The organism is Streptomyces sp. NBC_00286 (assembly GCF_036173125.1).
In the GTDB taxonomy this organism is placed as follows: domain Bacteria; phylum Actinomycetota; class Actinomycetes; order Streptomycetales; family Streptomycetaceae; genus Streptomyces.
The window spans coordinates 3,978,078-4,003,336 of sequence record NZ_CP108054.1; the positions used below are offsets into that span (position 1 = coordinate 3,978,078).

The window sequence follows — 25,259 nt, forward strand, 5'->3', positions numbered from 1 at the left end:
CCTGCCCCCAGGAGGGGTGGTTCGAATACTGCGGGCCGTATGTGGCTGGTCGCGCAGTTCCCCGCGCCCCTAGAATGCCTGCGCCTTCCCGCGCCCCCTTCCGGGGCGCGGGGCCTGGCTCAATGAGCCACCGGCGCCCCCGCCATATACGTCCGCCGCAAGAAGCGGATCAGCGCCTTCTCGTCGAACTGGACCACCGCCACCCCCTCCGGCGAGTGAAACTCCATCACCGTCTGGACCCGGCCGCACGGCCATATGCGTACGTCACCGGACGCGGCCGGCGTCCGCAACCCGCGTTCGAGAAGGTCGCGCGCGACAACCCACTCGTGCCGGCCGGGAAGGGTGACGCGCACCTCGGCCGGCTCGGCCTCGGGGTCGTAGCGGAGGGCTACCGGTACGGCGGGCGTTTCCTGTGCCGAGTCCGTGACGATGTGGGCGCGCGCGTACTGCTCGACGGCGGACATCGGTCGCTCCTTCGCCGGGGGCCCAGAGGGACCCTGTGAGAACCCTTTGTGGTGATTTCTATCCAATGTCGCATATTTTCTGGATTGCGCCCCCAAAGATGTCGGCGGAGCTATTGATGGAAACCTCGCTCTTGCAAGCCGTTCGCAACAAGGCACTATCATCAAACGGTTAGCCAGCCGGCCGGACCCCGGAAGCGGAGCCCCTCCATGCACGTGCCCGACGGATTCATCAACGCCCCCGTCTCCCTGGCCACCGGAGTCATCGCCGCCGGAGCCGTAGCCACCAGCCTGCGCGGCGCCCGGCGCGAACTCGACGAGCGCACCGCCCCGCTCGCGGGCCTGGTCGCCGCGTTCATCTTCGCCGTGCAGATGCTGAACTTCCCCGTCGCCGCAGGCACCAGCGGCCACCTCCTGGGCGGCGCCCTGGCCGCGATACTCGTAGGCCCCTACACGGGGGTCCTCTGCGTCTCGGTCGTCCTCCTCATGCAGGGCATCCTCTTCGCGGACGGCGGCCTCACCGCGCTCGGCGTGAACATCACGATCATGGCGGTGGTCACGACGGTCGTGGCGTACGCCGTATTCCGCGGCCTTGTAAAGCTCCTGCCCAAGAAGCGCCGCTCCATTACCGTCTCCGCGTTCATCGCCGCCGTGCTCTCCGTGCCGGCCTCCGCCGCGGCCTTCACGCTCCTCTACGCGATCGGCGGCACCACGGACGTACCCATCGGGCAGGTCCTGACCGCGATGGTCGGCGTCCACGTCCTCATCGGCATCGGCGAGGCCGCGATCACCGCGCTCACGGTCGGCGCCGTCATCGCCGTACGACCGGACCTCGTGTACGGCGCCCGTGGGCTGACCGCCCCACTGAAGCTCCGCGTGAACGGCGAGCTGGTCGACGCCCCGGCCGCCGAACCCGCCCCCGTCGCCGCCCGGTCCCCCCGCAAGGTCCTGCTCGCGGGCCTCGCGGCCTCCCTCGTCCTCGCCGGTTTCGTCAGCTTCTACGCCTCCGCCAGCCCCGACGGCCTGGAGAAGGTCGCCGCCGACAAGGGCTTCGACGCCAAGGTCGAGGACCACGCCGCCGCCGACTCACCGCTGGCCGACTACGGCATCGAGGGCATCACCAACTCCCGTCTCTCCGGCGGGCTCGCGGGCGTGATCGGCGTGGGCCTCACGGTGGTCGCGGGCACGGGCGTCTTCTGGGCCGTACGCAAGCGCCGTACGACCGAGACCTCGCCCTCGTCAGTTCCCGAGAACGTCTGACATGGGTGCGGGCCACGCGCACAAGCTCTACCGGCACGGGCACTCGCCCGTGCACGCCCTGCCGCCGCACACCAAGCTCGCGGCCGTCTTCGCCTTCGTCATCGTCGTCGTCTCGACCCCGCGCGAGGCGATGTGGGCCTTCGCGCTGTACGCACTGCTGCTGGCGAGCGTGGCGTACGCGGCCCGCGTACCGGCCGGCTTCCTGCTGAAGCGGCTGCTCATCGAGGTGCCGTTCGTGGCCTTCGCGGTACTGATGCCGTTCGTGGCGCAGGGCGAGCGCGTGGACGTACTCGGCATGTCCCTGAGCGTGAACGGCCTGTGGGGCGCCTGGAACGTACTGGCCAAGGGCACCCTCGGCGTCGCCACCTCCGTACTGCTCGCATCCACCACCGAACTGCGCGAACTGCTCCTGGGACTACAGCGGTTGAAGCTCCCGCCACTCCTCGTGCAGATCGCCTCCTTCATGATCCGCTACGGCGACGTCATCGCGGACGAGATGCGGCGGATGAAGATCGCCCGCGAATCGCGCGGCTTCGAGGCCCGGGGCGTACGGTCCTGGGGCGTCCTCGCCAAGTCGGCGGGCGCGCTGTTCATCCGCTCGTACGAGCGCGGGGAGCGGGTGCATCTCGCCATGGTGAGCCGGGGTTACGCCGGTTCCATGCCGGTCATCGACGAGGTGACCGCGTCCCGGGCGCAGTGGTCGTACGCCCTCGCCCTGCCCGTCGCCGCCCTCGTCGTCTGCGTGTTGGGATGGACCCTGTGACTCCTTCTCTCGAGGTCTCGGGCCTCGCCTTCGCGTACCCGGACGGCCATCAGGCGCTGTTCGGCGTCGACTTCACCATCGCGCGCGGTGAACGCGTGGCGCTGCTCGGGCCGAACGGCGCCGGGAAGACCACGCTCGTACTGCACCTCAACGGCATCCTCACCGGCGGCACCGGCACCGTGACGGTCGCCGGGCTGCCCGTAGGCAAGCAGCACATGGCGGAGATCCGGCGGAAGGTCGGCATCGTCTTCCAGGATCCGGACGACCAGCTGTTCATGCCGACCGTGCGCGAGGACGTGGCCTTCGGGCCCGCGGCGGCCGGTCTGAAGGGGCCGGAGCTGGAGGCGCGGGTCCGCACGGCGCTGGAGCGGGTCGGCATGGAGGCCTTCGCGGACCGTCCCCCGCACCATCTGTCGTTCGGGCAACGACGGAGGGTGGCGGTCGCGACCGTGCTGGCGATGGAGCCGGAGATTCTGGTCCTGGACGAGCCGTCGTCCAATCTGGACCCCGCCTCGCGGCGCGAACTCGCCGACATCCTGCGGTCGTTGGACGTCACCGTCCTCATGGTCACCCACGACCTGCCGTACGCCCTCGAACTGTGCCCCCGCTCACTGATCCTCAGCGAGGGCGTGATCGCCGCGGACGGCAAGACGGGCGAACTGCTCTCCGACGAGGAACTCATGCGGGAACATCGCCTGGAGCTGCCCTTCGGCTTCGACCCGGCCTCCGTGACAATGGGCGCGTGACGAACGAGAAGACCACAGGCACGCGCGACGGCTCGCTGCTCCTGGACGACCAGCTGTGCTTCGCGCTGTACGCCGCCCATCGCGCGGTGACGGCCGCGTACCGCCCGCTGCTCGACGAGCTCGGCCTGACCTACCCCCAATACCTCGTCCTACTGGTCCTGTGGGAGCGCGGCGAGACCCCGGTCAAGGAGCTGGCAGCAGCCCTGCGGCTCGACTACGGCACCGTCTCCCCACTGCTGAAGCGGCTGGAGGCGGCGGGTCTGGTCCGGCGTGAGCGGTCGGCGCGGGACGAGCGGTCGGTGCTCGTCGCGGTGACGGGGCGCGGGGAGGAGCTGCGGGAGCGCGCAGAGTGCGTACCGGGCGCGCTTCTCATGGCGACAGGGCTCGGCGGGCCTGAGATCGCGCGGTTGCGCGAGGACTTGTGGCGGCTGGCGGAGAAGGCGGAGGCCGCGGCGGCGGACCGTACGCGCTGATCTCGCGTTACCCGCGGTTGCTACCCCCCGGTAACAGAGACCCGTAGGCCGCCACGTACCTTGTGCACGATGTACTTGTGCGCATGGGTTTCTGGGGGAGGCCAACCATGACTGACGACACCACCGCTGTCGTCGACACCCGTCCAACGAAGATCATGTACGTCGCCGAGGCCACCGCGCACGGCGGCCGGGACGGCTATGTCACCAGCCAGGACGGCCAGATCGACCTGAGGGTCGCGATGCCGCCCGCGCTCGGCGGGGACGGCAACGGCACGAATCCGGAGCAGCTGTTCGCGGCCGGTTTCAGCGCCTGCTTCCACAACGCGCTGGTCCTCGTCGGCCGCCGCTCCGGCTTCGACCTCACCGGCTCCACGGTCGCGGCCAAGGTCGGCATCGGCCCGAACAAGCAGCGCGGCTACGGACTCGCCGTCGCCCTCAGCGTCTCGCTCCCCGTCCTCGACGCGGGCATCGCCTCGAAGCTGGTGGACGCGGCGCACGAGGTCTGCCCGTACTCGAACGCGACGCGCGGCAATATCGAGGTCACGATCCTGCTGGGCTAGGAATCGCGGGTGTTGGGCTGTTGTTGCCCCCCTGTCGGCCGTTTCTGGCCGGGAGTGACGGGAGTACGGCGTGGACGTGAACGTGAACGTGAGCGGCACGGTGGCGGAGGGCTTCGAGCCGGTCCGGGACGCGTTCGTACGCAACTTCACGGCGCTCGGGGAGCGGGGCGCGGCGGTGGCCGTGTACCGGGACGGCCACAAAGTGGTCGACCTGTGGGCCGGGCTGCGGGACGTGTCGGATTCCTCCGCCCCCTGGGAGCGCGGCACCGCCCAGATCGTGCGCTCGGCGACGAAGGGCGTCGCCGCGGCCGTACCCCTTCTCCTGCATCAGCGCGGCCAGTTGGACCTGGACGCGCCGGTGGCGGAGTACTGGCCCGAGTTCAAGGCGGCGGGCAAGGAGCGGGTGCTGGTCCGGCAGGTGCTGTCACACCGGGCCGGGCTGCCGGTGCTGGACCGCCCGCTGACACCGGCGGAGGCGCTGGACCCGATGCGGGGCGCGGAGGCCGTAGCGCTGCAGGCCCCGGTATGGGAACCGGGCACGGACCACGGCTATCACGCGCTGACGTTCGGCTGGCTCGTGGACGAGCTGGTGCGGAGGGTGACGGGCCGGGGCATCGGGGCGTGGATCGCCGAAGAGATCGCCGCGCCGCGGGGCCTGGACCTCTGGATCGGCCTACCGGACGCGGAGGCGGGCCGCGTCGGCCGGGTCGGCCGACTCGAGACCCCCGCGACCGCCGGAGGCCTCCGTACGCGCCCCAAACGCACGGTCTCCGAGGCGTACGACGACCCCACCTCCCTCACCCGGCGGGCCTTCGCCGCGATCACTCCGTTCCCCGACCAGAACGACCCGGCGTACCGCGCGGCCACGCTCCCCGCGACGAACGGCATCGCGACGGCGGACGGCCTGGCCCGCTTCTACGCCTCACTGATCGGTGAAGTGGACGGCGTACCAAGCCTGTTCACGCCGACGACACTGGCAGCGGCCCGCACGGAGGAATCCGAGGGCCCCGACCGCATCCTGGTGATCAACACCCGCTTCGGCCTCGGCCACATGCTCCACAGCTCAGCCTCCCCCTTCCTGTCCCCCGGCTCCTTCGGCCACCCGGGCCGCGGCGGCCCCCTCGGCTTCGCCGACCCCGATTCGGGCATCGCGCTCGGCTATGTGACGAACGGCTTCCGCAAGACGGTTACGGCGGATCCGCGGGCTCAGGCCTTGGTGCGGGCGGTACGGGCGGCTGCGGCCCTGTAAGCGGCGGGCTTCACGCCGCGTGCAGCATCAGGCCGATGCCCACGACGAGGAGGGCCGCCGCGGCGACCCTCGGCGCCCCGAACCGCTCCTTGAAGAACACCGCGCCGATGGCCGCACCGACGATGATCGAGCTCTCCTAGTCGCGCGCGATCAACCAGCGCACGGCTAGTGGTGACCAACACCGACACCAGACACGGCCTCGACCGTACCGAGGAATCCAGGGCCCCGGCGTTCTCACCTGGATATCCGGTTTCGCGGTGATCTTGTGTTGAGGGGGCCCTGAACTGGCGGGCGGCCACCCGCCGACCGGAGCAGGGCCAGGTCGAGGCGAAGTCCCGACCTGGGCTTTGTCGTGTCACAGTCGTGTGACCACTCCGACCCCCAGCACCTCGCCTGCGCATGATGTCCCCCGGACGTACACCATCCAGGGGGAATCATGCGTATCCGTACCACCACCGCAGCCGTCACCGCCGCACTCGCCGTCAGCCTTGTCGGCTGCAGCAGCGACAACGGCACCGACAGCAAGGCCGACACCGCCCCGAGCAGCGCACCGGCGGCTCCGAACACCGCGGACAGCAGTGACACCTCCGAGGCCGACAAGGTCGCCCTCCCGGAGCCCACCGGCGACAAGAGAACCGCCGCCATCGCGGCCATAAGAGACGTCAACCCGAAGCTAGTCCAAGACGAGGGCAAGGCCATCGAAAAGGCGCGCTACCAGTGTGTGAACCTCGATGGAGGTGTCTCGGACACGGTCAACAGTGCAATGGAACTGTTCTCCTACGACGGCGTCATGCTGACCGAGGACGACGCACGTCACCTCAACATCGGGCTGCGCAACACACTCTGTCCCGAAGCCTGAACGGCCACCGCCTCCGGCCCGGCCGCATCCGTATGCGGCCGGGCCTCTCCGTATCCGACGTGTGCGTCGTCTGCGGCCCCGGCACGCACCCAAGGAGCTACCGAGGAATCAGAGCGCATTTGAGATTCACTGCTGCACCTTTTCTGGTCAAGTAACTTGATCGGCATGGATCAGGGGCGGGCAGTTGAAGCGTTTCGTCTCGAGGCCGGGCAACTTGCGCGGGCGATGACCGGGGTCTCGGCGGCCGAGTGGCGTCTGCCGACGCGGTGTGCACCGTGGACGGTGAGCGACTTGCTGGCTCATGTCCGGGTGGTGATTGCCTGGCTGCCGGGCATGCTGGCCGCACCGGCGCCGACTCATGCCGAGGTCTCGGCAGTTGAGTACTATCGGTCCGACGACCGTTTCGCTCCGGACACCAACGCGGCTCGCATCGCTCTGGCCCAAGACCATGCGGCCGAACAGCTCAGCGGCGCCGCGCTCGCCGACGACTTCAACGCCACTTGGCAACGGGTAGACCGACTGTGCCGGGCCGAGCCCGAAGGGCGTGTGGTTCGCACCCGGCACGGCGATCCGATGCTCCTGTCGGAGTTCCTGCTGACGCGGGTGGTTGAGGTCTCCGTGCATGGCCTGGACCTGGCTGACGCCCTGGGGCGCGAGCCGTGGCTGACTTCCCAGGCCGCAGATCTGGTGCAGGATCTTCTGCTCGGCCCGGACGGGGCAGCGGCACTGGCGAAGCTGGGATGGGGTCAGCTTCGCTTCCTGCTCAAGGCGACGGGGCGCGAGCCGATCACCAGGGAGGAAGCATGGGACGTCAGCCGCCTGGGCATCCAATGGCTCACGCTGGGGTGAAAGCGTCGTCAACTGGCCCCAGCGAAACGGCAGATCTCCACACGCTCTCATGGCGCGCGACGAGACCGGGGCGTACGGGAGTGCCTCATACAGCCACCTGGCCAGCGAAGTTACATGAACAGAGCTTGACGTCATTGTCGGCGAGGCGAACCGACGTGACCTGTCGGACCCCGACGTCGGACCCCGACGACCTGGCCGAGCGGTGCGTCAGCCTCGGGTGGACCCGGCCCCACGCCTGGGCTTCGGCCTTGCCGTAGTTGCCAACAAGTCACTTCAGGAGAGCCGCACCCAATGCCACTCCAGTCCCGAGCCGGATGGCGGAGACCTGGACATTGGGTGCCGACTCTCCACGCCATCGACCAGGCTACGAAGTCCGGCGGGCGGCTCAATACGTTCAAGGGATCAATCGGAGCATTCAGGGATATTTGACCCTAGGGTTGGGGGTTATGATCGGCCACCAGCGAGTGCGGGACGCCGAAGGGAGCGCGGTCCGACTCCTCGCGCTGTCGGATGGCGTGTTCGCCATCGCGATGACACTGCTCGCGCTGGACATCACGCTGCCCTCCGGGCTGGACCCCGCCCGTTTCGAGCAAGCGCTGGGGGATGTGATGCCCAACGTGTGGGCGTATGCCCTCAGCTTTGTGGTCATCGCAGCGTTCTGGCGAGGCCACCACCAGATCTTCCGATACGCGCGGGCGGTGGATGGGACGGTCACCAAGCTCGGGCTGCTGAGCCTGGGGCTGATCGCCATGATGCCCTTTCCCACCACTTTGCTGGCCGAGTACGGGGACCTGTCGCGGTCGGTCGCCGTGTACTCCGGCGCCGTCGCGGCCATGGGGGCCACACAACTCGCGCTGATGGTCGCCATGTGGAAGCGCCCTTGGCTGAGTAGTGCGGCACTGCCCGATCCTGTCGCGCGCAACGATGTGGCCGATCTGGCGTCGACGGTGCTGGTCTTCGCCGTCGCCGTGCCGCTCGCCTTCATCTCTCCGACGGGCGCGAAGCTGTGGTGGGCGGTGCTGATCCCGGTCAAGTTCCTGACGGGCAGGCGGGACAAGCGCCTGCGCGCGGCTACTCAGCAGCTCGGCGCCTAGCTGGGAATCCTTTTGTGCAGGGCCGAGGAGCCGCGCAAGTCGTGCAGCGCTCCTCGGCCCCATTCGTGTGGGGAACTTGGCCGCTTGGCGCTCCACGGCCCGAACCCACTGCTCGTTGTGGCGTCTCGTCACCGGGGCGCCTTCCGCTCTTCGCGGGCGATCTCACGGTTCGTGGCGATGTCTTCGGCGATTCCGGCAGCCAGGAGCGCGGCGCCGGGGGTGTGGCCGGAGTCGACGTAGCGCCAGTGCCGATCAGTGACCGCGCCAGGGACATTCGTCGACATGGCCCACGTGACGCGCGCGTTCGGCGCGGACAGCCGCGTATGTCGTCGAGTAGGCGCGGGACTTGGTGAGGACGTGGCCCCGGTGGCCGAGGGTGTGGGCCCAGGTACGCAGGCGCAGGGACGCGTACTCGGGGAGGCCGCCGAGGCGCCAGCAGGTACGCATGAGGGTGCGGACATGCTCGCTCCTTAACAAGGGATTAGGTCTTGACCATGCCTCCACACCCACACCAGGCCACCCAACCACCGAACATCCCGCCGCTGTCGGCCGGGCCGTGCGGGCCGCGTACGTCGGCCCGCTGACGGCAGGCCTATGGGCGGTTGCCCCGCCCCAGGGTGTCCTCCAGCCAGTCGAAGACGAGCTCGCAGTGCTGCTGTGGCGCCATCGGCGAGCAGTGCAGCTGGGCACCGGTGGCCGCCGTCAGCAGCTGGAAGTCCTTGGGGGCACGCAGCAGTTCGTAGAACGCGCGCGGCTGGCCGGGGTAGAACTGCTCGTCGTCGTAGTCCAGCACGAGCGTGGGGCACTTGATACGGCCCACGACCCCGGTGATGTCGAGCGCCATGATCCGTTGGGCCGGTGTCCAGAAGTCGGTGAAGATCCGGCCCTGACGGGCGGCCAGCATCGCGGGGATCGAGAACGGCTCGACCCGCTTCGCGATCGTCGCCGCTTCCTCCGGGCTCAGCTCGGGGACGACCTCTTCGTTCCAGATGTGGTTGGTCTCCGCCTTGTCGGGGCTCACGATGCTCCGGAGCTCCGGCGGAAAACCCAGCCACGGCGAGAGCACTCCCGGCATCGCGACCAGCGCTGCGATCCTGCGTTCGAAGGCCGCTGCGCGCGGCGCGAGGTCGCCGCCCATCGACAGCCCGGTCAGGGCGATGCGCCGCTCGTCGACGTCCCTGCGGCGCTCCAGCCAGTCCACCAGGGGAGAGACGACCCGCTCCCAGCGAGGGGTGAAGACGACCTGGTCGACGAAGAGCAGCCGGCCCTGGCCGGGTCCGTCGTACACGAGCGCGTTCCAACCGCGGGCGAGCGCTGCGGAGACCCCGTACGTCCACATGTCGACGTTCTGGCCGTCGCTGCCGTTGGTGAGGATGACGGTCGGCCTGGCCCTGCCGGAGGTATCGGGGCGGAAGAACCAGACAGGGATCGACGTCCCGCCCTCGTACGGGACCTGATCGGTGATCGCCGCCGGTGTGCACAGCCGGGCGAACGTGTCCCAGGAGCGACGCCCGGCGAGGTAGAGCTCTTCCTCGTCGCCGGGGGTGTCCGAGCCGAGCACGAAGAACAGCGCCTGGTCGTAGTACTGGGCCGCCCGCAGCGAGCGGGAGCGCCGGGTCTGCGGATGCCGGGTCGCGGTGGCCGTCAGCCGGTCCCCCCAGCGCCGGAACTCCGCGGTGAAGGTCTGCTGCTCCGCCCCCGCGGCGTTGATCGCGTTGACCGCGGTCAGGACCTCGCCGACCTCGCTCGAGCCGAACCCGGCGCCGCCCAGGGCCAGCAGCGCGGCGAAGTTGAGCGCAGGGTCCGTGAACAGTTGCATGGCTCCGGGCGTCGGCGACGCGGCCGCGGTCGTGGACGACGGGCTGGACGTGGCTGACCCACGGGCTCCGGCGGGTACCAGCGCAGAGGCCGTCGGCGCCGAGGCCACAAGGGCTGCTCCGGCTCCGGCCGCCAGGCCTGCGAGCGCCCCCCGTCGGGTGGGCCTCGCCGCTCTCTCTGAGGATGCGTTCGTCATGCCCGGACACGCTAGGAGCCTGCGTCGCCCGGGCCGCAGCGCCACTCCCACCGGTCCTCCGAACGGCCCGCGCCCCAACGCCAGGACGAGCGGCAGGCTGCCATGCCCGGCGACGGACCGGTGGGGCTACAGCCGCGCTGACTGCGCTGTAGACGGTTCCCTGCGAGGCCTGCCCTGTCCGGTCGATCAGGCCGGATCAGCGAGCGGGGGGCGTGGTGCATCGCAGGCCCGAGGATGGGGTCCCCCGCCGAAGGCAGGGGGAGAGCCCACGCGGAGCGTAGGCGACTGACGCAGCGCAGCCTGGGGCACCTCCCGTGCTCGAAGGGCTACGGGGGAGCGCTGTGCCAGGGCGCACGAGCCCGGCAAGATTCGGCTGGACGCGGGGCGGTGCCGCGTGCGATGGGGTACGCCTGGCCGAAGTCGCCCAGCCGGAAGGACCTCATCAGCAGGACGTAGTACGCGACGTGGATGAGGGCCGAGGCGATCAGGTACGGCCACGCCCCGGCCGCCGGGAACGGCACGAACGGCACCATGGCCAGCCCGATCAGCGTCCCCGCCGCCGGCGATCAGCGTGAACCCGACGAGCTTGTCGGTGATCTGGCGCGCGATCGCGTTCCAGCTCGCGTGGGTGACGGCGGCGAGGAGGACGGCTGCCGCGACGAGTGGTGTCACTCGGTTCGGTCGCGTACGTCCACCAATGTGGCGCCCGCGTGCGTGATGAGGGTCTTCGGGTCCATGGGGAAGACGGCGTACGGGGTGCCCGCGGCGGCCCACACGATGTCGTGGTCGAGCAGCGAACGGTCCGCCAGCACACGGGTCTTGGTGCGGTGCCCGAAGGGCGGTACACCCCCGATCGCGTACCCCGTCGTCTCCCGCACGAGGTTCGCCCTCGCCCGCGTGACCTTCTCGGCGCCGAGTTCCGTCCGGACTAGCTCCAGGTCCACGCGGGACGCCCCGTCCATGAGAACGAGGACCGGGACCCCGTCCGCTGCGAAGATCAGCGACTTGCAGATCTGGCTCAGCTCACACCCGATCGCCGCGGCGGCTTCGGCGGCGGTGCGGGTCGCGTCCGGAAAGCGGCGGATCTGCGAGGGCAGGTCATCAAGCCCCAGCTCACGCAAGGCTTCGGCGAAACGGGGATGGGCGGCGTTCTGCTCTTCAGCGGCGTTCATGCACGGCACGCTAGCGGCGCGTGTACGGGGCATGCGACCGAGTTCTCCGGATCATGCCCCAGCGATGTACGTGACGAAGTCCGTCCAGGAGGTGGGGGTGACTCGAAGCAGTAACGCGGGCAGGTCGGTTCAAGCGCAAGCGACAGGGCGCCCCACCAACGCGTGGGGCGCCCTGTCCGTTGAGGTGAGGTCTCAGACCCGTATGAGGTGAGACCTCAGCCCCGTAGCCTCAGACCCGTACCAACTCCCGGTCCTCGTCCTGGTCCTTCGGACCGTCCGGACCGTCGGCGTCGTGGGTGCGGAGCGCCTCGCCCTCGACGTCGACGTTCGGCAGGGCGCGGTCCAGCCACTTCGGGAGCCACCAGGCCTTCTTGCCGAGCAGGGCGAGCACCGCCGGGACGATGGCCATGCGGACCACGAACGCGTCGAAGAAGACGGCGATCGCGAGGCCGAAGCCGATCATCTTGATCATCGACTCGCTGGAGCTGATGAAGCCGCCGAAGACGGCCATCATGATGACCGCGGCGGCGGCCACGACCCGGGCACTGTGCCGGAAGCCGGTCACGATGGCCTGGCTCGGCGACTCGCCGTGGACGTACGCCTCCCGCATTCGGGTCACGAGGAACACCTCGTAGTCCATCGCGAGACCGAAGACCACGCCCACCATGAAGATCGGCATCATCGACATGATCGGACCGGTCTCCTCGACGCCGAGCAGGCCGCCGAGCCAGCCCCACTGGAAGACCGCGACCACGGCACCGAGCGCGGCGAGCACGCTGAGCAGGAAGCCGAGGGCCGCCTTCAGCGGGACCAGGATCGAGCGGAAGATCACGATCAGGAGCGCGAAGGCGAGGCCGACCACCAGGGCCAGGTACGGGACCAGCGCGTCGGTGAGCTTCTGCGAGAAGTCGATGTTCATCGCGGTGGTGCCGGTGACCAGGACCCTCGCGCCCGTGTCGGCCTTGACGTCGGTGCCCTGGTCGCGGATGGCGTGCACCAGGTCCTCGGTCTGTACCGAGGACGGCTTGGAGTCCGGGATCACGGTGATCGTCGCCGTGTCGCCGGCTTTGTTGAACGCCGCCGGGGTCACCGTCACGACGTCCTTGAGGCCCTTGATCCCGTCGGTGACCGTGGTGGCCGCCGCCTTGGGGTCGTCGCTCTCCTTGGCGTCGACCACGATCATCAGGGGGCCGTTGAAGCCGGGGCCGAAGCCCTCCGACAGCAGGTCGTACGCCCGGCGCTGGGTGGTGGACGTCGGCTGCGAGCCGTCGTCGGGCAGGCCCAGTTCCAGCTGGGTGGCCGGGACGGCGATGGCACCCAGACCGACCACGCCGAGCAGCAGTACGGCAACCGGGCGGCGGATGACGAAGCTCGCCCAACGGGTGCCCATGCCGGGCTTGGCCTGCGCCTGGGACTTCTCGGGTGTCTCGGACCTCTCGGGTGCCTCGGACTCCTCGCCGCCACGCCGCTTGCGCTTCTCGCCCACCGGCCGGACCTTCCTGCCCGCGTACCCGAGCAGCGCCGGGATCATGGTCAGCGCGATGAGGACGGCCACCACGACCGTGCCCGCCGCCGCGAGGCCCATCTTGGTCAGCATCGGGACGCCGACGACCGACAGGCCCGCCAGGGCGATCACGACCGTGAGACCCGCGAAGACCACCGCCGAGCCGGCGGTGCCGGTGGCCCGGCCTGCCGCCTCCTCGCCGTCACGGCCGTCGGCCAGCTCGCCCCGGTAGCGCGAGACGATGAACAGCGCGTAGTCGATACCGACCGCGAGGCCGATCATCAACGCGAGCGTGGAGGTGGTGTCGCCGAGGTCGAGCGCGTTGGCGAGGGCGGTGATGGTGGCGACGCCGATGCCGACGCCGATGATCGCGGTCAGCAGCGGCAGTCCGGCCGCGACCAGCGAGCCCAGGGTGAGGACGAGGACGACGGCGGCGATGGCGAGACCGATGACCTCGCCGATCGCCCCCGGCTCGGCCGCGGCCTGCAGGGCGTCGCCTCCGACGTCGACGGTCAGCCCGGTGGCCTGCGCCTCGTCCGCGGCCGCCTCGAGGGCGTCCCTGGTCGAGTCCTTCAGCTCCATGCCGGGGGCGTCGTACGTCACCGACGTGTAGGCGACCGTTCCGTCCTTGCTCACGGCGTTCGTCGTGAACGGGTCGGTGACGGAGACGACTTCGGCGCCGTCACCCAGTTCCCTGACGGTCTTCTCGACGGTCGCCTTGTTGTCGGCGTCCGTCATCTTCTGGCCCTCGGGCGCCTTGAAGACGATGCGCCCGGTCCCGCCGTCGGCGCTGGCTCCAGGGAAGCGCTGTTCCAGCAGGTCGAAGGCCTTTTGGGCCTCGACGCCGGGGATGGAGAAGGAGGTGGATCCGGCGGCGGGTGCGCTGGCCGCGCCGACACCCGCGAGCGTCAGCAGCGCCACCCATATCAGGGCGACGAAGTGCCGTCGCCGGAAGGCGAGTCGGCCGAGTTTATAGAGGAAGGTAGCCACGAGGGAGTACTCCCGGTCAGGTCGTGGGGCGGAACAGGGCAGGGGTCATCAGCCCGACGACGAGAGCGGTGACGTCAGGTGCAAGTGGGTGACTCTGGAAGGTGGTTGAGCTGGTCGAGCTGGTCGAGCGTCAGGCGCCGAGGGCGGGGAGGACCACGGCGTTGACGTACGAAAGGAGGAACTCCTGGGTCGGCGGCAGTCCGTCGATCAGGTTCCGGGCGACGAAGGCGCCGAGCATCATGTGCAGTACGTATTCGATCGCGGGGTTGTCCGCACGGATCTCACCCCGTTCGACGGCACGCTGCAGCACCTTGTTGATCTCGGCCATCTCGGGCTCGATGAGCCATTCCCTGAACTCCTGAAGGAGTTCGGGGCTGTTGTGGACCGCCATGACCAGGCTCCGCATCAGCGCGGTGTCCTGCTCCATGGAGCAGTCGTCCTCACGCACCGCCATGGCGTGGAAGTCGCCCCGCAGGGACCCGGTGTCGATCTCGGCCGGGTCGATCCGCTTGTGATGCCGGAGCGCCTTGGCCACCAGCTCGGCCTTGCCGCCCCACTGGCGGTAGAGCGTCGCCTTGCTGGACCGGGTGCGGGCGGCCACGGCGTCCATGGTCAGGGCGTCGTAGCCGACTTCCCGGAGCAGGTCGAGCACGGCCCCGTACAGCTCGGCCTCCCGCTCGGGCGTGATCCGACTGCGGCGCACCGTCGCGGCTTCAGCCATCCCACTCACCTCTCCTGCTCCCACGTCCGGAGCGCCAGGCTACAGACCCAACGTATGCGCGCCTACAGACCGCGCTCCGAACGAAACGGTTTCGTACACCTAGAAGATACACCGGGGCACGTACGAAACGAAACCGTTTCGTACGTGTCCCGGCTCACAGCAGCGCTGCTTAAGGGGCGCGGGGCTGTATCAATGTGCGGCTCCAGCAACGCGCCCTTCAGGGGCGCGGGGAACTGCGCGACAAGCCACAACGAACCGACAGCCGCGACACGCAGTGTCACCCACCACCCCCTGGCGGGGGCCTGGGGGCGCAGCCCTCAGTTCCGGGAAGGCGCGGGGTTGGGGAAAAGAACCCGCCCACAAGTTGCCGCGCCCCCTCCCCCGACAAAGCATGAGTAGGTGAGCGACAAGCACAAGAACCAAACCGCCCCCGGCTACCTCCGCTTCCCCCACCTAAGCGGCGAGCGCCTGTGCTTCGTCGCCGAGGACGACCTCTGGGTCGCCCCCCTCAACGGCCCCGGCCGAGCCTGGCGCCTCACCGTCGACCGTACGAAGGTCGGCCACCCACGCTTCTCGCCCGACGGCCGGCACATCGCGTACACGAACTGGCGCAGCCTCGACCCGGAGATCCACCTCGCCCCGGTCGACGGCGGCCCCGCCACGCGCCTCACCTACTGGGGCAGCCCCGACACCCGCGTCTGCGGCTGGAACCCCGACGGCGACATCCTCGCCGTCGCCTCCCACGGCGAGCCCTTCGCCCACTTCACCTGGGCCTACAAGCTCCCGGTCACCGGCGACCCCGGCGGCAAGCTCCCCTGGGGCCCGGTCTCGCACATCGCGGTCGCCGACGTCGCCGGCGAGCACAAGACGCTGCTGCTCACCGGCACGCCCCCGCACGAGCCCGCCTCCTGGAAGCGCTACCGCGGCGGCGCCACCGGACGCCTCTGGGTGCACGGGCAGCGCATCCTCGACGACCTCGACGGGCACTTGGACGCGCCCATGTTCGTCGGCGACCGCATCGCCTTCCTCTCCGACCACGAGGGCGTCGGCAACCTCTACTCCTGCCTGCACGACGGCTCCGACCTGCGCCGTCACACCGACCACGACGCCTTCTACGCCCGCCACGCATCCAGCGACGGCACCCGCGTCGTCTACCAGTGCGCGGGCGAGGTGTGGATCGTCGACGACCTGTCCGCCGACTCGAGCCCCCGCCGCCTCGAGGTGCGCCTCGGCGGGCCGCGGGCCGGGCGCCGCCCCTACCAGGTACCGGCCGGCCAGCACGTCGACGGAATCTCCGTGGACGAGACGGGCCGGGCCAGCGCCGTTGTCGTACGCGGCAGCCTGTACTGGCTCACCCACCGCGACGGCCCGGCGCGCACCATCGCGGACACTCCGGGCGTACGCGTACGGCTGCCGGAGATGCTCGGCTCGAGCGGGCGGCTCGCTTATGTGACCGACGCGGAGGGCGAGGACGCCGTCGAGATCGCGTACCTGCCGCGCGCGACCGGCACCGGCACACCGCGCCGACTCGCCTCCGGCCGCCTTGGCCGCGTACTGGAACTCGTCTCGGATCCACAGGGGGAACGGCTCGCGATCGCGTCCAACGACGGACGGCTGCTGCTCATCGACGCCACCGAGGAACCGGAAGGCGGCGACGTCACCGAGCTGATCCAGTCCGTCAACGGGCCCGTACGCGACCTCTCCTTCTCCCCCGACGGCACCTGGCTGACCTGGTCGCACCCGGGCATCGGCCGGTCCCTGCGCCAGATCAAGATCGCGCGGATCGAGGGGCCGAAAGCCGAAGGTCCGGGAGCACACACGATCGTCGACGTCACCAACGGCCGCTTCGAGGACGAGGGACCGGTGTTCACGCGGGACGGCCGCTTCCTCGCCTTCCTGTCCTGGCGCGGCTTCGACCCGGTGTACGACGTGCACACCGGCGACCTGTCCTTCCCGCTGGGCTGCCGCCCGTACATCGTTCCGTTGTCGTCCGCGACGCCCTCCCCCTTCGCGCTGACCCCCGAGGGACGCCCGGCCGCGGGCGGTCTGGATGTAGATGAGGACGAAACCGGCGACGGCGCCGCGGTCACGGTCGAGACCGAGGGATTGGCGAACCGCGTGACGCCGTTCCCGGTGCCCGCCTCCAAGTACTCGGCGCTGTACCCGGTCGCCGGCGGCGGCCTGGTCTGGCTGCGCTGGCCGATCTCCGGCGCGCTCGGCGAGACCTTCGTCAACCCGGCCGACACCTCCGGGCGGCCGACGCTGGAGTACTTCAACATCAGCAAGGCGAAGAAGTCCGAACTCGTCGATCACCTCGACTGGTTCGCGGTCAGCGGCGACGGCTCGCGGCTCGTCGTCGTCGACGAGGGCGATCTGCGGGCCGTCCCCTCCACCGAGTCCGGCGACCTCGACACGACCGTGTGGATCGACTCGCGGCGCATCGTGCACCACGTCGACCCGGCCGCCGAGTGGCGTCAGTCGTACGAGGAGGCGGGCCGCCTGATCCGCGCGTACTTCTGGGAGCCGAAGATGTGCGGCATCGACTGGGACGCGGTCCTCGACCAGTACCGGCCGCTGGTCGAACGCGTCGCCTCCCCCGACGAGTTCGCGGACCTGCTGCGCGAGGTCCTGGGCGAACTGGGTACCTCCCATGCGTACGTCACTCCCGCGCGCCGCAACGAAGGGCCGCCGCACTACCAACGCGCACAGGGCCTGCTGGGCGCCAACTTCCTTCGCAAGGACGGCAGTTGGGCGATCCGGCGCATCCTGCCGGGCGAGTCGTCCGACTCCAGGGCCCGTTCACCGCTGGCCGGTACGGGCATCCGCGAGGGCGCCGTGCTCACCCATGTCGACGGACGGCCGGTCGATCCGGTCGCCGGTCCGTATCCGCTGCTCGCGGGGGCGGGCGGTACGACGGTGGAGTTGACGTTCGCGTCGGCGGACGGCGAAGGGCATGCGCGCCGGGTCGCTGTGGTCCCGTTGATCGACGAGCGGCCGCTCCGCTACCAGGACTGGGTGGCCAAACGCCGTGAGGTCGTACGGGAGTTGAGCCACGGCAAGTGCGGCTACCTGCACATCCCCGACATGGGCGGCTCGGGCTGGGCCCAGTTCAACCGCGACCTGCGCATGGAGATGTCCCGTCCCGCCCTCATCGTCGACGTACGCGGCAACGCCGGCGGCCACATCAGCGAGCTGGTCGTAGAGAAGCTCACCCGCACGATCCTGGGCTGGGACGTAACGCGTAACGCCCAGCCGGTGTCGTACACCTCCAACGCCCCACGCGGCCCGGTCGTCGCCCTCGCCGACGAATCGACGTCCTCGGACGGCGACATGATCACGGCCGCCTTCAAACTCCTCAAACTCGGCCCGGTGGTGGGCCAACGCACCTGGGGCGGCGTAGTGGGCATGACCGGCCGCCACCGCCTCGGCGACGGCACAACCATCACGGTGCCCATGAACGCGGCATGGTTCGACGCCTACGGCTGGTCCGTAGAAAACCACGGCGTAAGCCCGGACTTGCCCATACTCCGCACCCCCCTGGACTGGGCAGAAGGCCGCCACGCCCAACTATCCGACGCAGTCCACCTGGCCCTGAACCTCCTGACGGACCACCCAGCAGCAACTCCCCCAGACCACCACCACATCCCAGACCGCACCCGCCCAAACCTCCCACCGAGGTGACGGCGCGCGCCGCCAAAGCGACCGCGCGCGCTGTGGGCAATCGCCCCGCACCGCGCTGTGGGCAATCGTTCCGCAGGGCGGAACGGGTGGGCACAGCCCACAGCACCGGGCAACGGCTCAACACGCCCCAGCGACAGCAAACGCAAGCACACGCAAGAGAGGGGTGCCCTCCCCAAAGAGAGGGCACCCCTCACCAATTCAGCCCGACTCAGATGTCGTAATCCTGATCGAGCCGATCCTGCTCCTCCTGCTGCGCCCGCCGCGTCGGATCCTGTTCCTGCTGACGCCGCCGCCGAGCAGCCTCCTCATGCTGAGTCCGCTCCCGCTCCTCCGGAGTCATCCGGGACCGCCGCTCCCGCTCCTCCGGCGTCATCCGGCCACGCTCACTCTCCCCGCGACCACTCGTCTTACTCTTCGCGTTCTGCTGAAGCTTCTCGGCCTTGTCCTGGAACTCGTCCTTCATGCCCATGAGATTCACTCCCGTACTGGGTGAGGGGATGGGGCCTCACTCAGATTCACATGGACCGACAAAGCGCGCATTTCGGTCAGTTACGTTCGGTTACGCACCGCATTGCGCACCCCATCGCGCGCCGCCTCATCAGCCGCCCCACCCGCACCGACAAGCCCCGTACGGATCTTCCCGAGCCGAGGCTCGAACCGCCGCATCTCCCGCCGCCCCACCGTCGCAACGAGCCCCGGCAGATAGCCCCGTACACCCTGCACACCCCGCAGCCACCACTGCCCGTACACATGACTCGACCGCCGCTCGATCCCGGCCACGATCCGGTCGACGGCGGGCCCCAGCGGATACGTCTTGCCGGCCGGCCACGGCATCCGCTGCCTCAACTCCCGCATCACGTCGTCCTGATCGGCCCCGCGCACCATGTCGGTGTCGGTCCACGACAGATAACCGACCCCGACGCGTACGCCCTTGTGGCCGACCTCGGTGCGCAAGCTGTGCGCGTACGCCTCGACGCCCGCCTTGGACGCGCAGTACGCCGTCATCATCGGCGCGGGTGTGAGCGCGGCGAGCGAGGCGATCTGCAGCAGATAGCCGCGGCTCGCGAGCAGGGCGGGCAGGAAGGCGCGGGCGGTCACCGCCGAACCGATGAGGTTGACCTCGATGACGCGGCGCCAGGCCTCGGGGTCGGAGCCGGCGAAGGTTCCGCCGGTCGCGACGCCCGCGTTGGCGACGACGATGTCGACCTTCCCGAACCGCTCCTCGACCTCGGCCGCGACCCGGAGCATCGCCTCGTGGTCGGTGACATCGGCGTACCAGTGGCCGCCCTCGGTGTGCAGCCGCCCGGCGACCCGCTTCAGCTCGTCCGGCTCGAGGCCGACCAGCGCGACTTTCGCGCCGCGTGCGGAGAGCTTGCGCGCGAGGAGTTCGCCGACACCTCGCGCCGCTCCGGTGACGACGGCGACCTGCCCTTCCAGGTTTGTCCCGCGCCTCATGCGCCCTCCTTCAACCCGGCCCGCACATGGGCGGCCGCGAGTTCCCGGATCCGCCCGTTGACCAGCTCGGGCGCCTCGATGGGGGTCATGTGCCCGATGCCGGGCAGCTCGGTGAGACCGGCGCAGTCGGGCAGCGCGGCGGCCATCGCACGCGCGTGGACCGCGGGTGTCATCCGGTCGGCCGTGCCGACGATCACGGTCGTCGGCATGGTCAACTCCCGTACGGCGTGGTCGAGTTCGAGTGCGTCCAGTACGTGCGACCAGGCGTGCCGCACCCGGCGCGGACACGCGTGCACGATGCGCGCACACGCCTCGACCATCTCGGGGGCCGAACCGGGGCCCATCGTCGCGTACTTGAGGATCCGCCGGGCGATCGGCGTGACCGGCCCGAGCGGTGCCCGCGCCCCCAGGATGCGCCGGGTGAGCCAGGTCCGCAGCCGTCCGGCCCGCAGCGGCACCACCAGCGACTCGGTGACCAGCCGCGAACTGCCCGTACTGCACAGCAGCACGGCCGCCGCATGCTCCCTCAGCCGCTCTCTCCCGGACGCGGCGATCACCGTCATCCCGCCCATGGAGTGCCCCACGATCACGGCCTTCTCGCCCGGTTCGAGGGTGGCCGCGAGTACGGCCTCCAGGTCGTCGGCGAGCGCGTCCGTGGTGCACGTGGTGTGCGCGGGACTGCGGCCGTGTCCGCGCTGGTCGTACGCGATGACCCGGTGGTCGGCGGCGAGGTCCCGTACCTGCGCGGCCCAGTAGGCGGTCGAGCAGGTCCAGCCGTGTACGAGCACCACGGCGGGCCCGTCGTCGGGGCCATGCACCTCGACGTGCAACCGGGCGCCGTCGGCGGAGACCGCGGTCAACTCCCTTACGGGGACGGGCGGGGAGTAGGGACCACTCTTCACATGCGTCAGTCGGCTCACGCGCCGGCCTCCACCTTCTGCTCGCCTCGGATGTCGTCGGTACGGGTCCGGGGCTCCCGGAGTACTTCGTACTCCCCCAGGTTGACGCGTCGTGTCGCGCTGCGGAACTCCGTCGTCGTACCGGGCCAGATGGTCGTGTTGCGGCCGTTCGCGTCGAGATACCAGCTGGTGCAGCCGCCCGTGCTCCACACCGTGCGCTTCATGCGCTCCTGGACCCGGTCGTTCCAGGCGCTGACGGCACCCGGGCGGGCGTCCAGGGCGACCGGTCCGCCGAGGACGTCCAACTGCCGCAGATAGTCGGCCATATAGGTCAGCTGGGACTCGATCATCAGGATCATGGAGTTGTTCCCGAGACCCGTGTTCGGGCCGATGATCGACATCCAGTTGGGGAACCCGGCGGCGCTCGCACCGCGCAGCGACTGCATGCCGTTCGCCCAGGCCTCGGCGAGGGTGCGGCCGTCCGCGCCCACGACGCGTTCGGCGATCGGCAGGTCGGTGACATGGAAGCCCGTACCGAAGACGATCGCGTCGGCCTCGGTGCGGCTGCCGTCGGCGGCGACGACGGTGCTGCCCTGGATCTCCGCGAGCCCGGAGGCGACGATGTCCACATTGGGCCGGGCGAGCGCCGGGTAGTAGTCGCTGGACAGCAGGATGCGTTTGCAGCCGATGCGGTAGCCGGGGGTCAACTTGGCCCGCAACGCAGGGTCCTTGATGGCGCGGGCCATGTGCAGCTTCGCGAACTGCTCGACCAGGCCGAGCTCGCCCGGGTGCTTGGTGAACGCCTGGACCTGCAACTCCCGGATGCCCCACAGGAGTCCGCGCCGGGCCTTCGCGGTGAACGGCAACTGCCGGTGCACGAAGCGCTCGGCGCCGCTGATCGCCCGGTCGACGCGCGGCAGCACCCATGGCGGGGTGCGCTGGAAGAGGGTGAGCCGGGAGACCTCGGGCTGGATCGCGGGCACGATCTGGATGGCGGAGGCGCCCGTACCGACGACCGCGACCCGCTTGCCGCGCAGGTCGTAGTCGTGATCCCAGCGGGCCGAGTGGAAGACCTTGCCGGGGAAGGTGTCGAGCCCGGGGATGTCCGGGATCCGGGGTTCGGAGAGCGGCCCGGTGGCGGAGACGACGACATCGGCGGTGAGGTTGCCGCTGCTGGTCTCGATCTCCCAGCGCAGCCGCTCGCCGTCCCAAGTCATCTTCTTCACCTCGGAGTTGAAGCGGAGGTGGGGGCGGAGCCGGAAGACATCCGTCACATGCTCCAGGTACGCGCGGATGTGCTCCTGCCCCGAAAAGGCGCGTGGCCAGTCCGGGTTGGGGGCGAAGGAGAACGAGTACAGGTGGGACGGTACGTCGCAGCAGCAGCCGGGATAGCTGTTGTCCCGCCAGGTGCCGCCGACGCTGCCGGCCCGTTCGAGTACGACGAAGTCGGTGATCCCTTCCCGCCGCAGCCGCACGGCGGCCCCGAGCCCACCGAACCCGGACCCGACCACCGCCACGCGCACATGCCGCACGTCCGCATCTTCGCGCTCGGCCATCCCGACGCCTCCCTGGTCCATCCTCGTCTGCCCCGTGCGACCATGCCAGTGAACACTGGCGCAATGGGGAGAGTAAGGGGAACGCCACACTCCTGGGTAGGCCCGGAACCGAAGAAGTTACTGGCGGTACAACATAGGCATAGGCTGAACGCGTGGCTGAGGGATCGGGAAAGCGGGGACACGCGACGTCCGGCGGGCCGGGACAGCGGGAGCCCGGCAAGCGGGAGTACCGCATGGAGGAGCTGGCCAAGGAGGCCGGCATTACGGTGCGCACCCTGCGCTTCTACCGCGAGCGCAAACTCCTTCCGCCGCCCCGCCGCGAGGGACGCATCGCCTGGTACGACGACGACCACCTGGCCCGCCTGCGCACGATCTCGGCACTCCTGGAACGCGGCCACACCCTCAGCGGCATCGCCGAACTGGCCGAAGCCTTCGACAACGGCCGCGGCGTAGGCGAACTGCTCGGCCTGGGCGCCCCCACCGAGGAAGTCCCGGTCCGCCTCTCCCCCGAGGAACTGGCCGACGCCTTCGGTGACCAAGCCACCTCCGAGAACCTCGCCGCCGCCCTGGACCTCGGCTACCTCGCCACAGACGGCACCGACCTGGTCCACATCAGCCGCCGCCTGCTGGACGTCTCGGCGGCCCTGGTACGCGAGGGCATCCCCCTCGCGGAGGTCCTACGGACCGGCCGCCGCGTACGCGAACACGCGGACGCCCTGGCCGAGTTGTTCACCGGCCTCGCTCTCACACGGGGCGCGTCCCCGGCCGACCTGGAGCGCTTGCGGCCGCTCGCGAAGAGCGTGGTGGAGGCGGAGTTGTCGATGGCGCTGGACCGGCGGGTGCGGGAGGCCGAGCAGCGGCCTCCGGGGGCCTAAAGGTTGTAGACGACGGTCACGGGCGCGTGGTCCGACCACCGCTCCGCATGCGTGGCCGCCCGCTCCACGTACCCCTTGACAGCCTTGGCCGCGAGCCCCGGCGTCGTGACCTGATAGTCGATGCGCCAACCAGTGTCATTGTCGAAAGCGCGCCCACGGTAGGACCACCACGTGTACGGCCCTTCGACGTCCGGATGCAGGGCCCGTACGACATCCACGTACCCGCCCTCCGTCTCGTCGAAGACCGTCGTGAGCCACTCGCGCTCCTCCGGCAGGAACCCCGAGTTCTTCCTGTTGCCGCGCCAGTTCTTGAGGTCGGCCTCCTGGTGGGCGATGTTCCAGTCGCCGCAGACGACGACCTCGCGACCACCGGCGGCGGCACGCTCCTTGAGCGCCTTCAGATAGGCGAGGAACTCCCCCATGAACCGGATCTTCTCGTCCTGCCGCTCGGTCCCGACCTCGCCGGACGGCAGATAGAGGGAGGCGACCGTGACGCCGGGCAGATCGACCTCGACGTACCGGCCGCTGCCGTCGAACTCGGCGGAGCCGAAGCCGACTTGGATGCGATCGGGCTCGCGCCGCGTATAGACGGACACCCCCGCACGCCCCTTGGCGGCGGCAGGCGCGTGCACGACATGCCAGCTGTCCGGCTGCCGAATGCCCTCGGGCAGCTGCGGCGGCTCGGCCCGCACCTCCTGGAGGCACAGCACATCGGCGGAGGTGCCCGCGAGCCACTCCACGAAGCCCTTCTTCGCGGCGGCCCGAAGCCCGTTCACATTCACAGAGGTCACAGTCAGCACAGCACTCTCCTACGCAACAGGGAACGTAGGTTACTGCGCGAGCGCCCGGTACTCGCTTCGGGTGAGACAAACCGGCGTGTGCGCCCCAGCCGGTCGTGGCGGCGGCATGAGGCAGCAGCCCGGTGTTTGGCTTTTGCGGGCCGATCGCACCCCGCGATCGTGCTCGACGACAGCCAGGAGGGACACCACACCATGGCCGTGCAGCGCGAATCGGATGAATTGGACGAAGCGAAGGTCGAAGCCTTCATGGAGAAGGCGCTCGGGGACATCAGCGGGACGATGGCCATGGGTCTGTGCCATCTGGGCGACCGGCTGGGCCTGTTCAAGGACCTCGCCGCCAACAGCCCGGCCGGCAGCGAGGAGCTCGCGGACCGGCTGGACCTGAATGAGCGTTACGTACGGGAGTGGCTGCGGGGCATGACTGCCGCGGGCTATCTGGAGGAGCCGGAGCCCGGCCGCTTCGCCCTCCCCGCCGAGCATGCGCCTGCCCTGGCCGACGAATCCGGGCCCATGTTTCTCGGCGGCGTCTACCAGATGCTGCCCGCCGCCATGGCACCGTACGAACGGTTGACTGCCGCGTTCCGGAGCGGCGGAGGCGTAGGGCAGAGCGACTACCCGGACATCCTGTGGGACGGCATGAGCCGCTTCACGGGGAGCTGGTTCGAGAGCGTCATGGTCGACGACTGGCTGAGCACCTTTCCGCACGTCATCGAGCGGCTGGAGCGGGGCGTCGAGGTCGCGGACGTGGGATGTGGCGCGGGCCGTGCGCTGATCGTGTTGGCCAAGGCGTTTCCGCGCTCGCGTTTCGTGGGGTTCGACAACTTCCCGGGCCAAGTCGAGCGCGCCCGCGCGAACGCGGAGCAGGCCGGTGTCGCCGACCGCGTGACCTTCGAGACGGTCGACGCCGCCCAGGGACTTCCTGGCCGCTACGACCTCGTCACCACCTTCGACGTGATCCACGACGCGGCGGACCCGAAGCGGCTTCTCGCCGCGATCAGGGCGGCGGTCAGGGACGACGGCGACTACCTGATGCTCGAAATCAACTGCCAGGACCGCCCCCAGGACAACGTCGGCCCCGTGGCATCGATGTTCTACGGCTTCAGCGTCTTCTACTGCATGACGACCTCGCTCGCGAACGGCGGAGCCGCCCTCGGAACGTGTGGAATGCCCGAGGCGGTCGTACGCAGCCTGTGCACGGAGGTGGGCTTCAGCAGCGTGGCCCGGTCCACGGCGGAGGACCCTTTCAACGTCCTCTACGACATCAGGCCGTAAGTCGAG

24 protein-coding genes and 2 pseudogenes are annotated in these 25,259 nt (G+C 69.8%); 12 read left to right on the forward strand and 14 right to left on the reverse strand.

Annotated features, from left to right (window positions below):
* Positions 1-119 precede the first annotated feature (119 nt).
* Positions 120-464, reverse strand: a complete 345-nt coding sequence (locus OHT21_RS17935; RefSeq protein WP_328769328.1) for an SsgA family sporulation/cell division regulator — start codon at positions 462-464, stop codon at positions 120-122.
* A 207-nt stretch (positions 465-671) separates the two neighbouring features.
* Between OHT21_RS17935 and OHT21_RS17940 the strand changes: the two genes are divergently transcribed.
* The 6 genes from OHT21_RS17940 to OHT21_RS17965 all read left to right on the forward strand — a co-directional run bounded on the left by OHT21_RS17940 (position 672) and on the right by OHT21_RS17965 (position 5,512).
* A complete protein-coding gene (locus tag OHT21_RS17940) occupies positions 672-1,721 on the forward strand; it encodes an energy-coupling factor ABC transporter permease (protein ID WP_328769329.1) in 1,050 nt (349 codons plus the stop codon).
* Between the two features lies 1 nt (position 1,722).
* Positions 1,723-2,484: a cobalt ECF transporter T component CbiQ gene (cbiQ, locus tag OHT21_RS17945; RefSeq protein WP_328769330.1), complete on the forward strand. Its 762-nt coding sequence runs from the start codon at positions 1,723-1,725 to the stop codon at positions 2,482-2,484.
* A complete protein-coding gene (locus OHT21_RS17950; protein WP_328769331.1) occupies positions 2,472-3,230 on the forward strand; it encodes an energy-coupling factor ABC transporter ATP-binding protein in 759 nt (252 codons plus the stop codon). Before cbiQ ends, OHT21_RS17950 begins: the two co-directional genes overlap by 13 nt.
* A complete protein-coding gene (locus OHT21_RS17955; RefSeq protein WP_328769332.1) occupies positions 3,227-3,703 on the forward strand; it encodes a MarR family winged helix-turn-helix transcriptional regulator in 477 nt (158 codons plus the stop codon). The genes OHT21_RS17950 and OHT21_RS17955 overlap by 4 nt, the downstream gene beginning before the upstream one ends.
* Positions 3,704-3,810: 107 nt before the next feature.
* On the forward strand, positions 3,811-4,263 hold the full coding sequence (locus tag OHT21_RS17960) for an organic hydroperoxide resistance protein (protein WP_328769333.1): 453 nt from the start codon (positions 3,811-3,813) through the stop codon (positions 4,261-4,263).
* Between the two features lie 82 nt (positions 4,264-4,345).
* Complete coding sequence (locus OHT21_RS17965; RefSeq protein ID WP_328774133.1) at positions 4,346-5,512, forward strand: serine hydrolase domain-containing protein; 1,167 nt, start codon at positions 4,346-4,348, stop codon at positions 5,510-5,512.
* A 10-nt stretch (positions 5,513-5,522) separates the two neighbouring features.
* Here OHT21_RS17965 and OHT21_RS17970 read toward each other — a convergent pair.
* Positions 5,523-5,648, reverse strand: a pseudogene (locus OHT21_RS17970) (EamA family transporter); the annotation flags it as partial.
* A 300-nt stretch (positions 5,649-5,948) separates the two neighbouring features.
* Between OHT21_RS17970 and OHT21_RS17975 the strand changes: the two are divergent.
* From OHT21_RS17975 to OHT21_RS17985, 3 genes are all read left to right on the forward strand, one after another.
* The gene (locus OHT21_RS17975; RefSeq protein ID WP_328769334.1) at positions 5,949-6,371 is read left to right on the forward strand and encodes a hypothetical protein; all 423 of its coding nucleotides are present in this window, start codon (positions 5,949-5,951) and stop codon (positions 6,369-6,371) included.
* A 165-nt stretch (positions 6,372-6,536) separates the two neighbouring features.
* Complete coding sequence (locus OHT21_RS17980; protein ID WP_328769335.1) at positions 6,537-7,220, forward strand: maleylpyruvate isomerase N-terminal domain-containing protein; 684 nt, start codon at positions 6,537-6,539, stop codon at positions 7,218-7,220.
* Between the two features lie 446 nt (positions 7,221-7,666).
* Complete coding sequence (locus OHT21_RS17985) at positions 7,667-8,314, forward strand: TMEM175 family protein (protein ID WP_328769336.1); 648 nt, start codon at positions 7,667-7,669, stop codon at positions 8,312-8,314.
* A gap of 128 nt (positions 8,315-8,442) precedes the next feature.
* Here the strand turns inward: OHT21_RS17985 and OHT21_RS17990 are convergent, their stop codons facing one another.
* The 7 genes and pseudogenes from OHT21_RS17990 to OHT21_RS18020 form a co-directional block, all read right to left on the reverse strand.
* The gene (locus OHT21_RS17990; protein WP_328769337.1) at positions 8,443-8,598 is read right to left on the reverse strand and encodes a hypothetical protein; all 156 of its coding nucleotides are present in this window, start codon (positions 8,596-8,598) and stop codon (positions 8,443-8,445) included.
* The gene (locus OHT21_RS17995; protein ID WP_328769338.1) at positions 8,567-8,761 is read right to left on the reverse strand and encodes a replication initiator; all 195 of its coding nucleotides are present in this window, start codon (positions 8,759-8,761) and stop codon (positions 8,567-8,569) included. Before OHT21_RS17995 ends, OHT21_RS17990 begins: the two co-directional genes overlap by 32 nt.
* 145 nt (positions 8,762-8,906) lie before the next feature.
* On the reverse strand, positions 8,907-10,133 hold the full coding sequence (locus OHT21_RS18000) for an alpha/beta hydrolase family protein (RefSeq protein WP_328769339.1): 1,227 nt from the start codon (positions 10,131-10,133) through the stop codon (positions 8,907-8,909).
* A 575-nt stretch (positions 10,134-10,708) separates the two neighbouring features.
* Positions 10,709-11,000: pseudogene (locus OHT21_RS18005) on the reverse strand (EamA family transporter); the annotation flags it as partial.
* Complete coding sequence (locus OHT21_RS18010) at positions 10,997-11,533, reverse strand: YbaK/EbsC family protein (protein ID WP_443050389.1); 537 nt, start codon at positions 11,531-11,533, stop codon at positions 10,997-10,999. The pseudogene OHT21_RS18005 and the gene OHT21_RS18010, both read right to left, overlap by 4 nt.
* A gap of 196 nt (positions 11,534-11,729) precedes the next feature.
* A complete protein-coding gene (locus OHT21_RS18015; protein ID WP_328769341.1) occupies positions 11,730-13,994 on the reverse strand; it encodes an MMPL family transporter in 2,265 nt (754 codons plus the stop codon).
* 130 nt (positions 13,995-14,124) lie between these two features.
* A complete protein-coding gene (locus tag OHT21_RS18020; protein ID WP_328769342.1) occupies positions 14,125-14,715 on the reverse strand; it encodes a TetR/AcrR family transcriptional regulator in 591 nt (196 codons plus the stop codon).
* A gap of 399 nt (positions 14,716-15,114) precedes the next feature.
* Between OHT21_RS18020 and OHT21_RS18025 the strand changes: the two genes are divergently transcribed.
* Positions 15,115-18,396, forward strand: a complete 3,282-nt coding sequence (locus OHT21_RS18025) for a S41 family peptidase (protein WP_328769343.1) — start codon at positions 15,115-15,117, stop codon at positions 18,394-18,396.
* Positions 18,397-18,604: 208 nt separating this feature from the next.
* Here the strand turns inward: OHT21_RS18025 and OHT21_RS18030 are convergent, their stop codons facing one another.
* From OHT21_RS18030 to OHT21_RS18045, 4 genes are all read right to left on the reverse strand, one after another.
* Complete coding sequence (locus OHT21_RS18030) at positions 18,605-18,865, reverse strand: hypothetical protein (protein WP_328769344.1); 261 nt, start codon at positions 18,863-18,865, stop codon at positions 18,605-18,607.
* Positions 18,866-18,945: 80 nt separating this feature from the next.
* Entirely contained in the window at positions 18,946-19,851 is a 906-nt protein-coding gene (locus OHT21_RS18035; RefSeq protein ID WP_328769345.1) for an SDR family oxidoreductase, read from the reverse strand.
* Positions 19,848-20,771, reverse strand: coding sequence for an alpha/beta fold hydrolase (locus OHT21_RS18040; RefSeq protein ID WP_328769346.1), 924 nt, complete (start codon positions 20,769-20,771; stop codon positions 19,848-19,850). The genes OHT21_RS18035 and OHT21_RS18040 overlap by 4 nt, the downstream gene beginning before the upstream one ends.
* The gene (locus OHT21_RS18045; protein ID WP_328769347.1) at positions 20,768-22,306 is read right to left on the reverse strand and encodes a flavin-containing monooxygenase; all 1,539 of its coding nucleotides are present in this window, start codon (positions 22,304-22,306) and stop codon (positions 20,768-20,770) included. The genes OHT21_RS18040 and OHT21_RS18045 overlap by 4 nt, the downstream gene beginning before the upstream one ends.
* 233 nt (positions 22,307-22,539) lie before the next feature.
* Here OHT21_RS18045 and OHT21_RS18050 point away from each other — a divergent pair, with 233 nt between their 5' ends.
* Positions 22,540-23,181, forward strand: a complete 642-nt coding sequence (locus OHT21_RS18050; protein WP_328774134.1) for a MerR family transcriptional regulator — start codon at positions 22,540-22,542, stop codon at positions 23,179-23,181.
* Here the strand turns inward: OHT21_RS18050 and OHT21_RS18055 are convergent.
* Positions 23,178-23,972 carry an exodeoxyribonuclease III gene (locus OHT21_RS18055; RefSeq protein ID WP_328774135.1) on the reverse strand — a complete coding sequence of 265 codons (795 nt, stop codon included), beginning with the start codon at positions 23,970-23,972 and terminating at the stop codon, positions 23,178-23,180. The two genes, OHT21_RS18050 and OHT21_RS18055, sit on opposite strands and share 4 nt — an antisense overlap.
* A gap of 168 nt (positions 23,973-24,140) precedes the next feature.
* Here OHT21_RS18055 and OHT21_RS18060 point away from each other — a divergent pair, with 168 nt between their 5' ends.
* A complete protein-coding gene (locus tag OHT21_RS18060; protein WP_328769348.1) occupies positions 24,141-25,253 on the forward strand; it encodes a class I SAM-dependent methyltransferase in 1,113 nt (370 codons plus the stop codon).
* Positions 25,254-25,259: the final 6 nt, after the last annotated feature.

What these genes read in the sequence shown, in the direction of transcription:
- OHT21_RS17960 (WP_328769333.1), top strand. Translation starts at nt 3,811, where the DNA reads ATGACTGACGACACCACCGCTGTCGTCGACACCCGTCCAACGAAGATC.
- OHT21_RS18030 (WP_328769344.1), bottom strand. Translation starts at nt 18,865, where the DNA reads ATGGGCATGAAGGACGAGTTCCAGGACAAGGCCGAGAAGCTTCAGCAG.
- cbiQ (WP_328769330.1), top strand. Translation starts at nt 1,723, where the DNA reads ATGGGTGCGGGCCACGCGCACAAGCTCTACCGGCACGGGCACTCGCCC.
- OHT21_RS18035 (WP_328769345.1), bottom strand. Translation starts at nt 19,851, where the DNA reads ATGAGGCGCGGGACAAACCTGGAAGGGCAGGTCGCCGTCGTCACCGGA.
- OHT21_RS18020 (WP_328769342.1), bottom strand. Translation starts at nt 14,715, where the DNA reads ATGGCTGAAGCCGCGACGGTGCGCCGCAGTCGGATCACGCCCGAGCGG.
- OHT21_RS17985 (WP_328769336.1), top strand. Translation starts at nt 7,667, where the DNA reads ATGATCGGCCACCAGCGAGTGCGGGACGCCGAAGGGAGCGCGGTCCGA.
- OHT21_RS18045 (WP_328769347.1), bottom strand. Translation starts at nt 22,306, where the DNA reads ATGGCCGAGCGCGAAGATGCGGACGTGCGGCATGTGCGCGTGGCGGTG.
- OHT21_RS17990 (WP_328769337.1), bottom strand. Translation starts at nt 8,598, where the DNA reads ATGTCGACGAATGTCCCTGGCGCGGTCACTGATCGGCACTGGCGCTAC.
- OHT21_RS18050 (WP_328774134.1), top strand. Translation starts at nt 22,540, where the DNA reads ATGGAGGAGCTGGCCAAGGAGGCCGGCATTACGGTGCGCACCCTGCGC.
- OHT21_RS17995 (WP_328769338.1), bottom strand. Translation starts at nt 8,761, where the DNA reads ATGCGTACCTGCTGGCGCCTCGGCGGCCTCCCCGAGTACGCGTCCCTG.
- OHT21_RS17975 (WP_328769334.1), top strand. Translation starts at nt 5,949, where the DNA reads ATGCGTATCCGTACCACCACCGCAGCCGTCACCGCCGCACTCGCCGTC.
- OHT21_RS17935 (WP_328769328.1), bottom strand. Translation starts at nt 464, where the DNA reads ATGTCCGCCGTCGAGCAGTACGCGCGCGCCCACATCGTCACGGACTCG.
- OHT21_RS18000 (WP_328769339.1), bottom strand. Translation starts at nt 10,133, where the DNA reads ATGCAACTGTTCACGGACCCTGCGCTCAACTTCGCCGCGCTGCTGGCC.
- OHT21_RS17950 (WP_328769331.1), top strand. Translation starts at nt 2,472, where the DNA reads ATGGACCCTGTGACTCCTTCTCTCGAGGTCTCGGGCCTCGCCTTCGCG.
- OHT21_RS17980 (WP_328769335.1), top strand. Translation starts at nt 6,537, where the DNA reads ATGGATCAGGGGCGGGCAGTTGAAGCGTTTCGTCTCGAGGCCGGGCAA.
- OHT21_RS17940 (WP_328769329.1), top strand. Translation starts at nt 672, where the DNA reads ATGCACGTGCCCGACGGATTCATCAACGCCCCCGTCTCCCTGGCCACC.
- OHT21_RS18010 (WP_443050389.1), bottom strand. Translation starts at nt 11,533, where the DNA reads ATGCCCCGTACACGCGCCGCTAGCGTGCCGTGCATGAACGCCGCTGAA.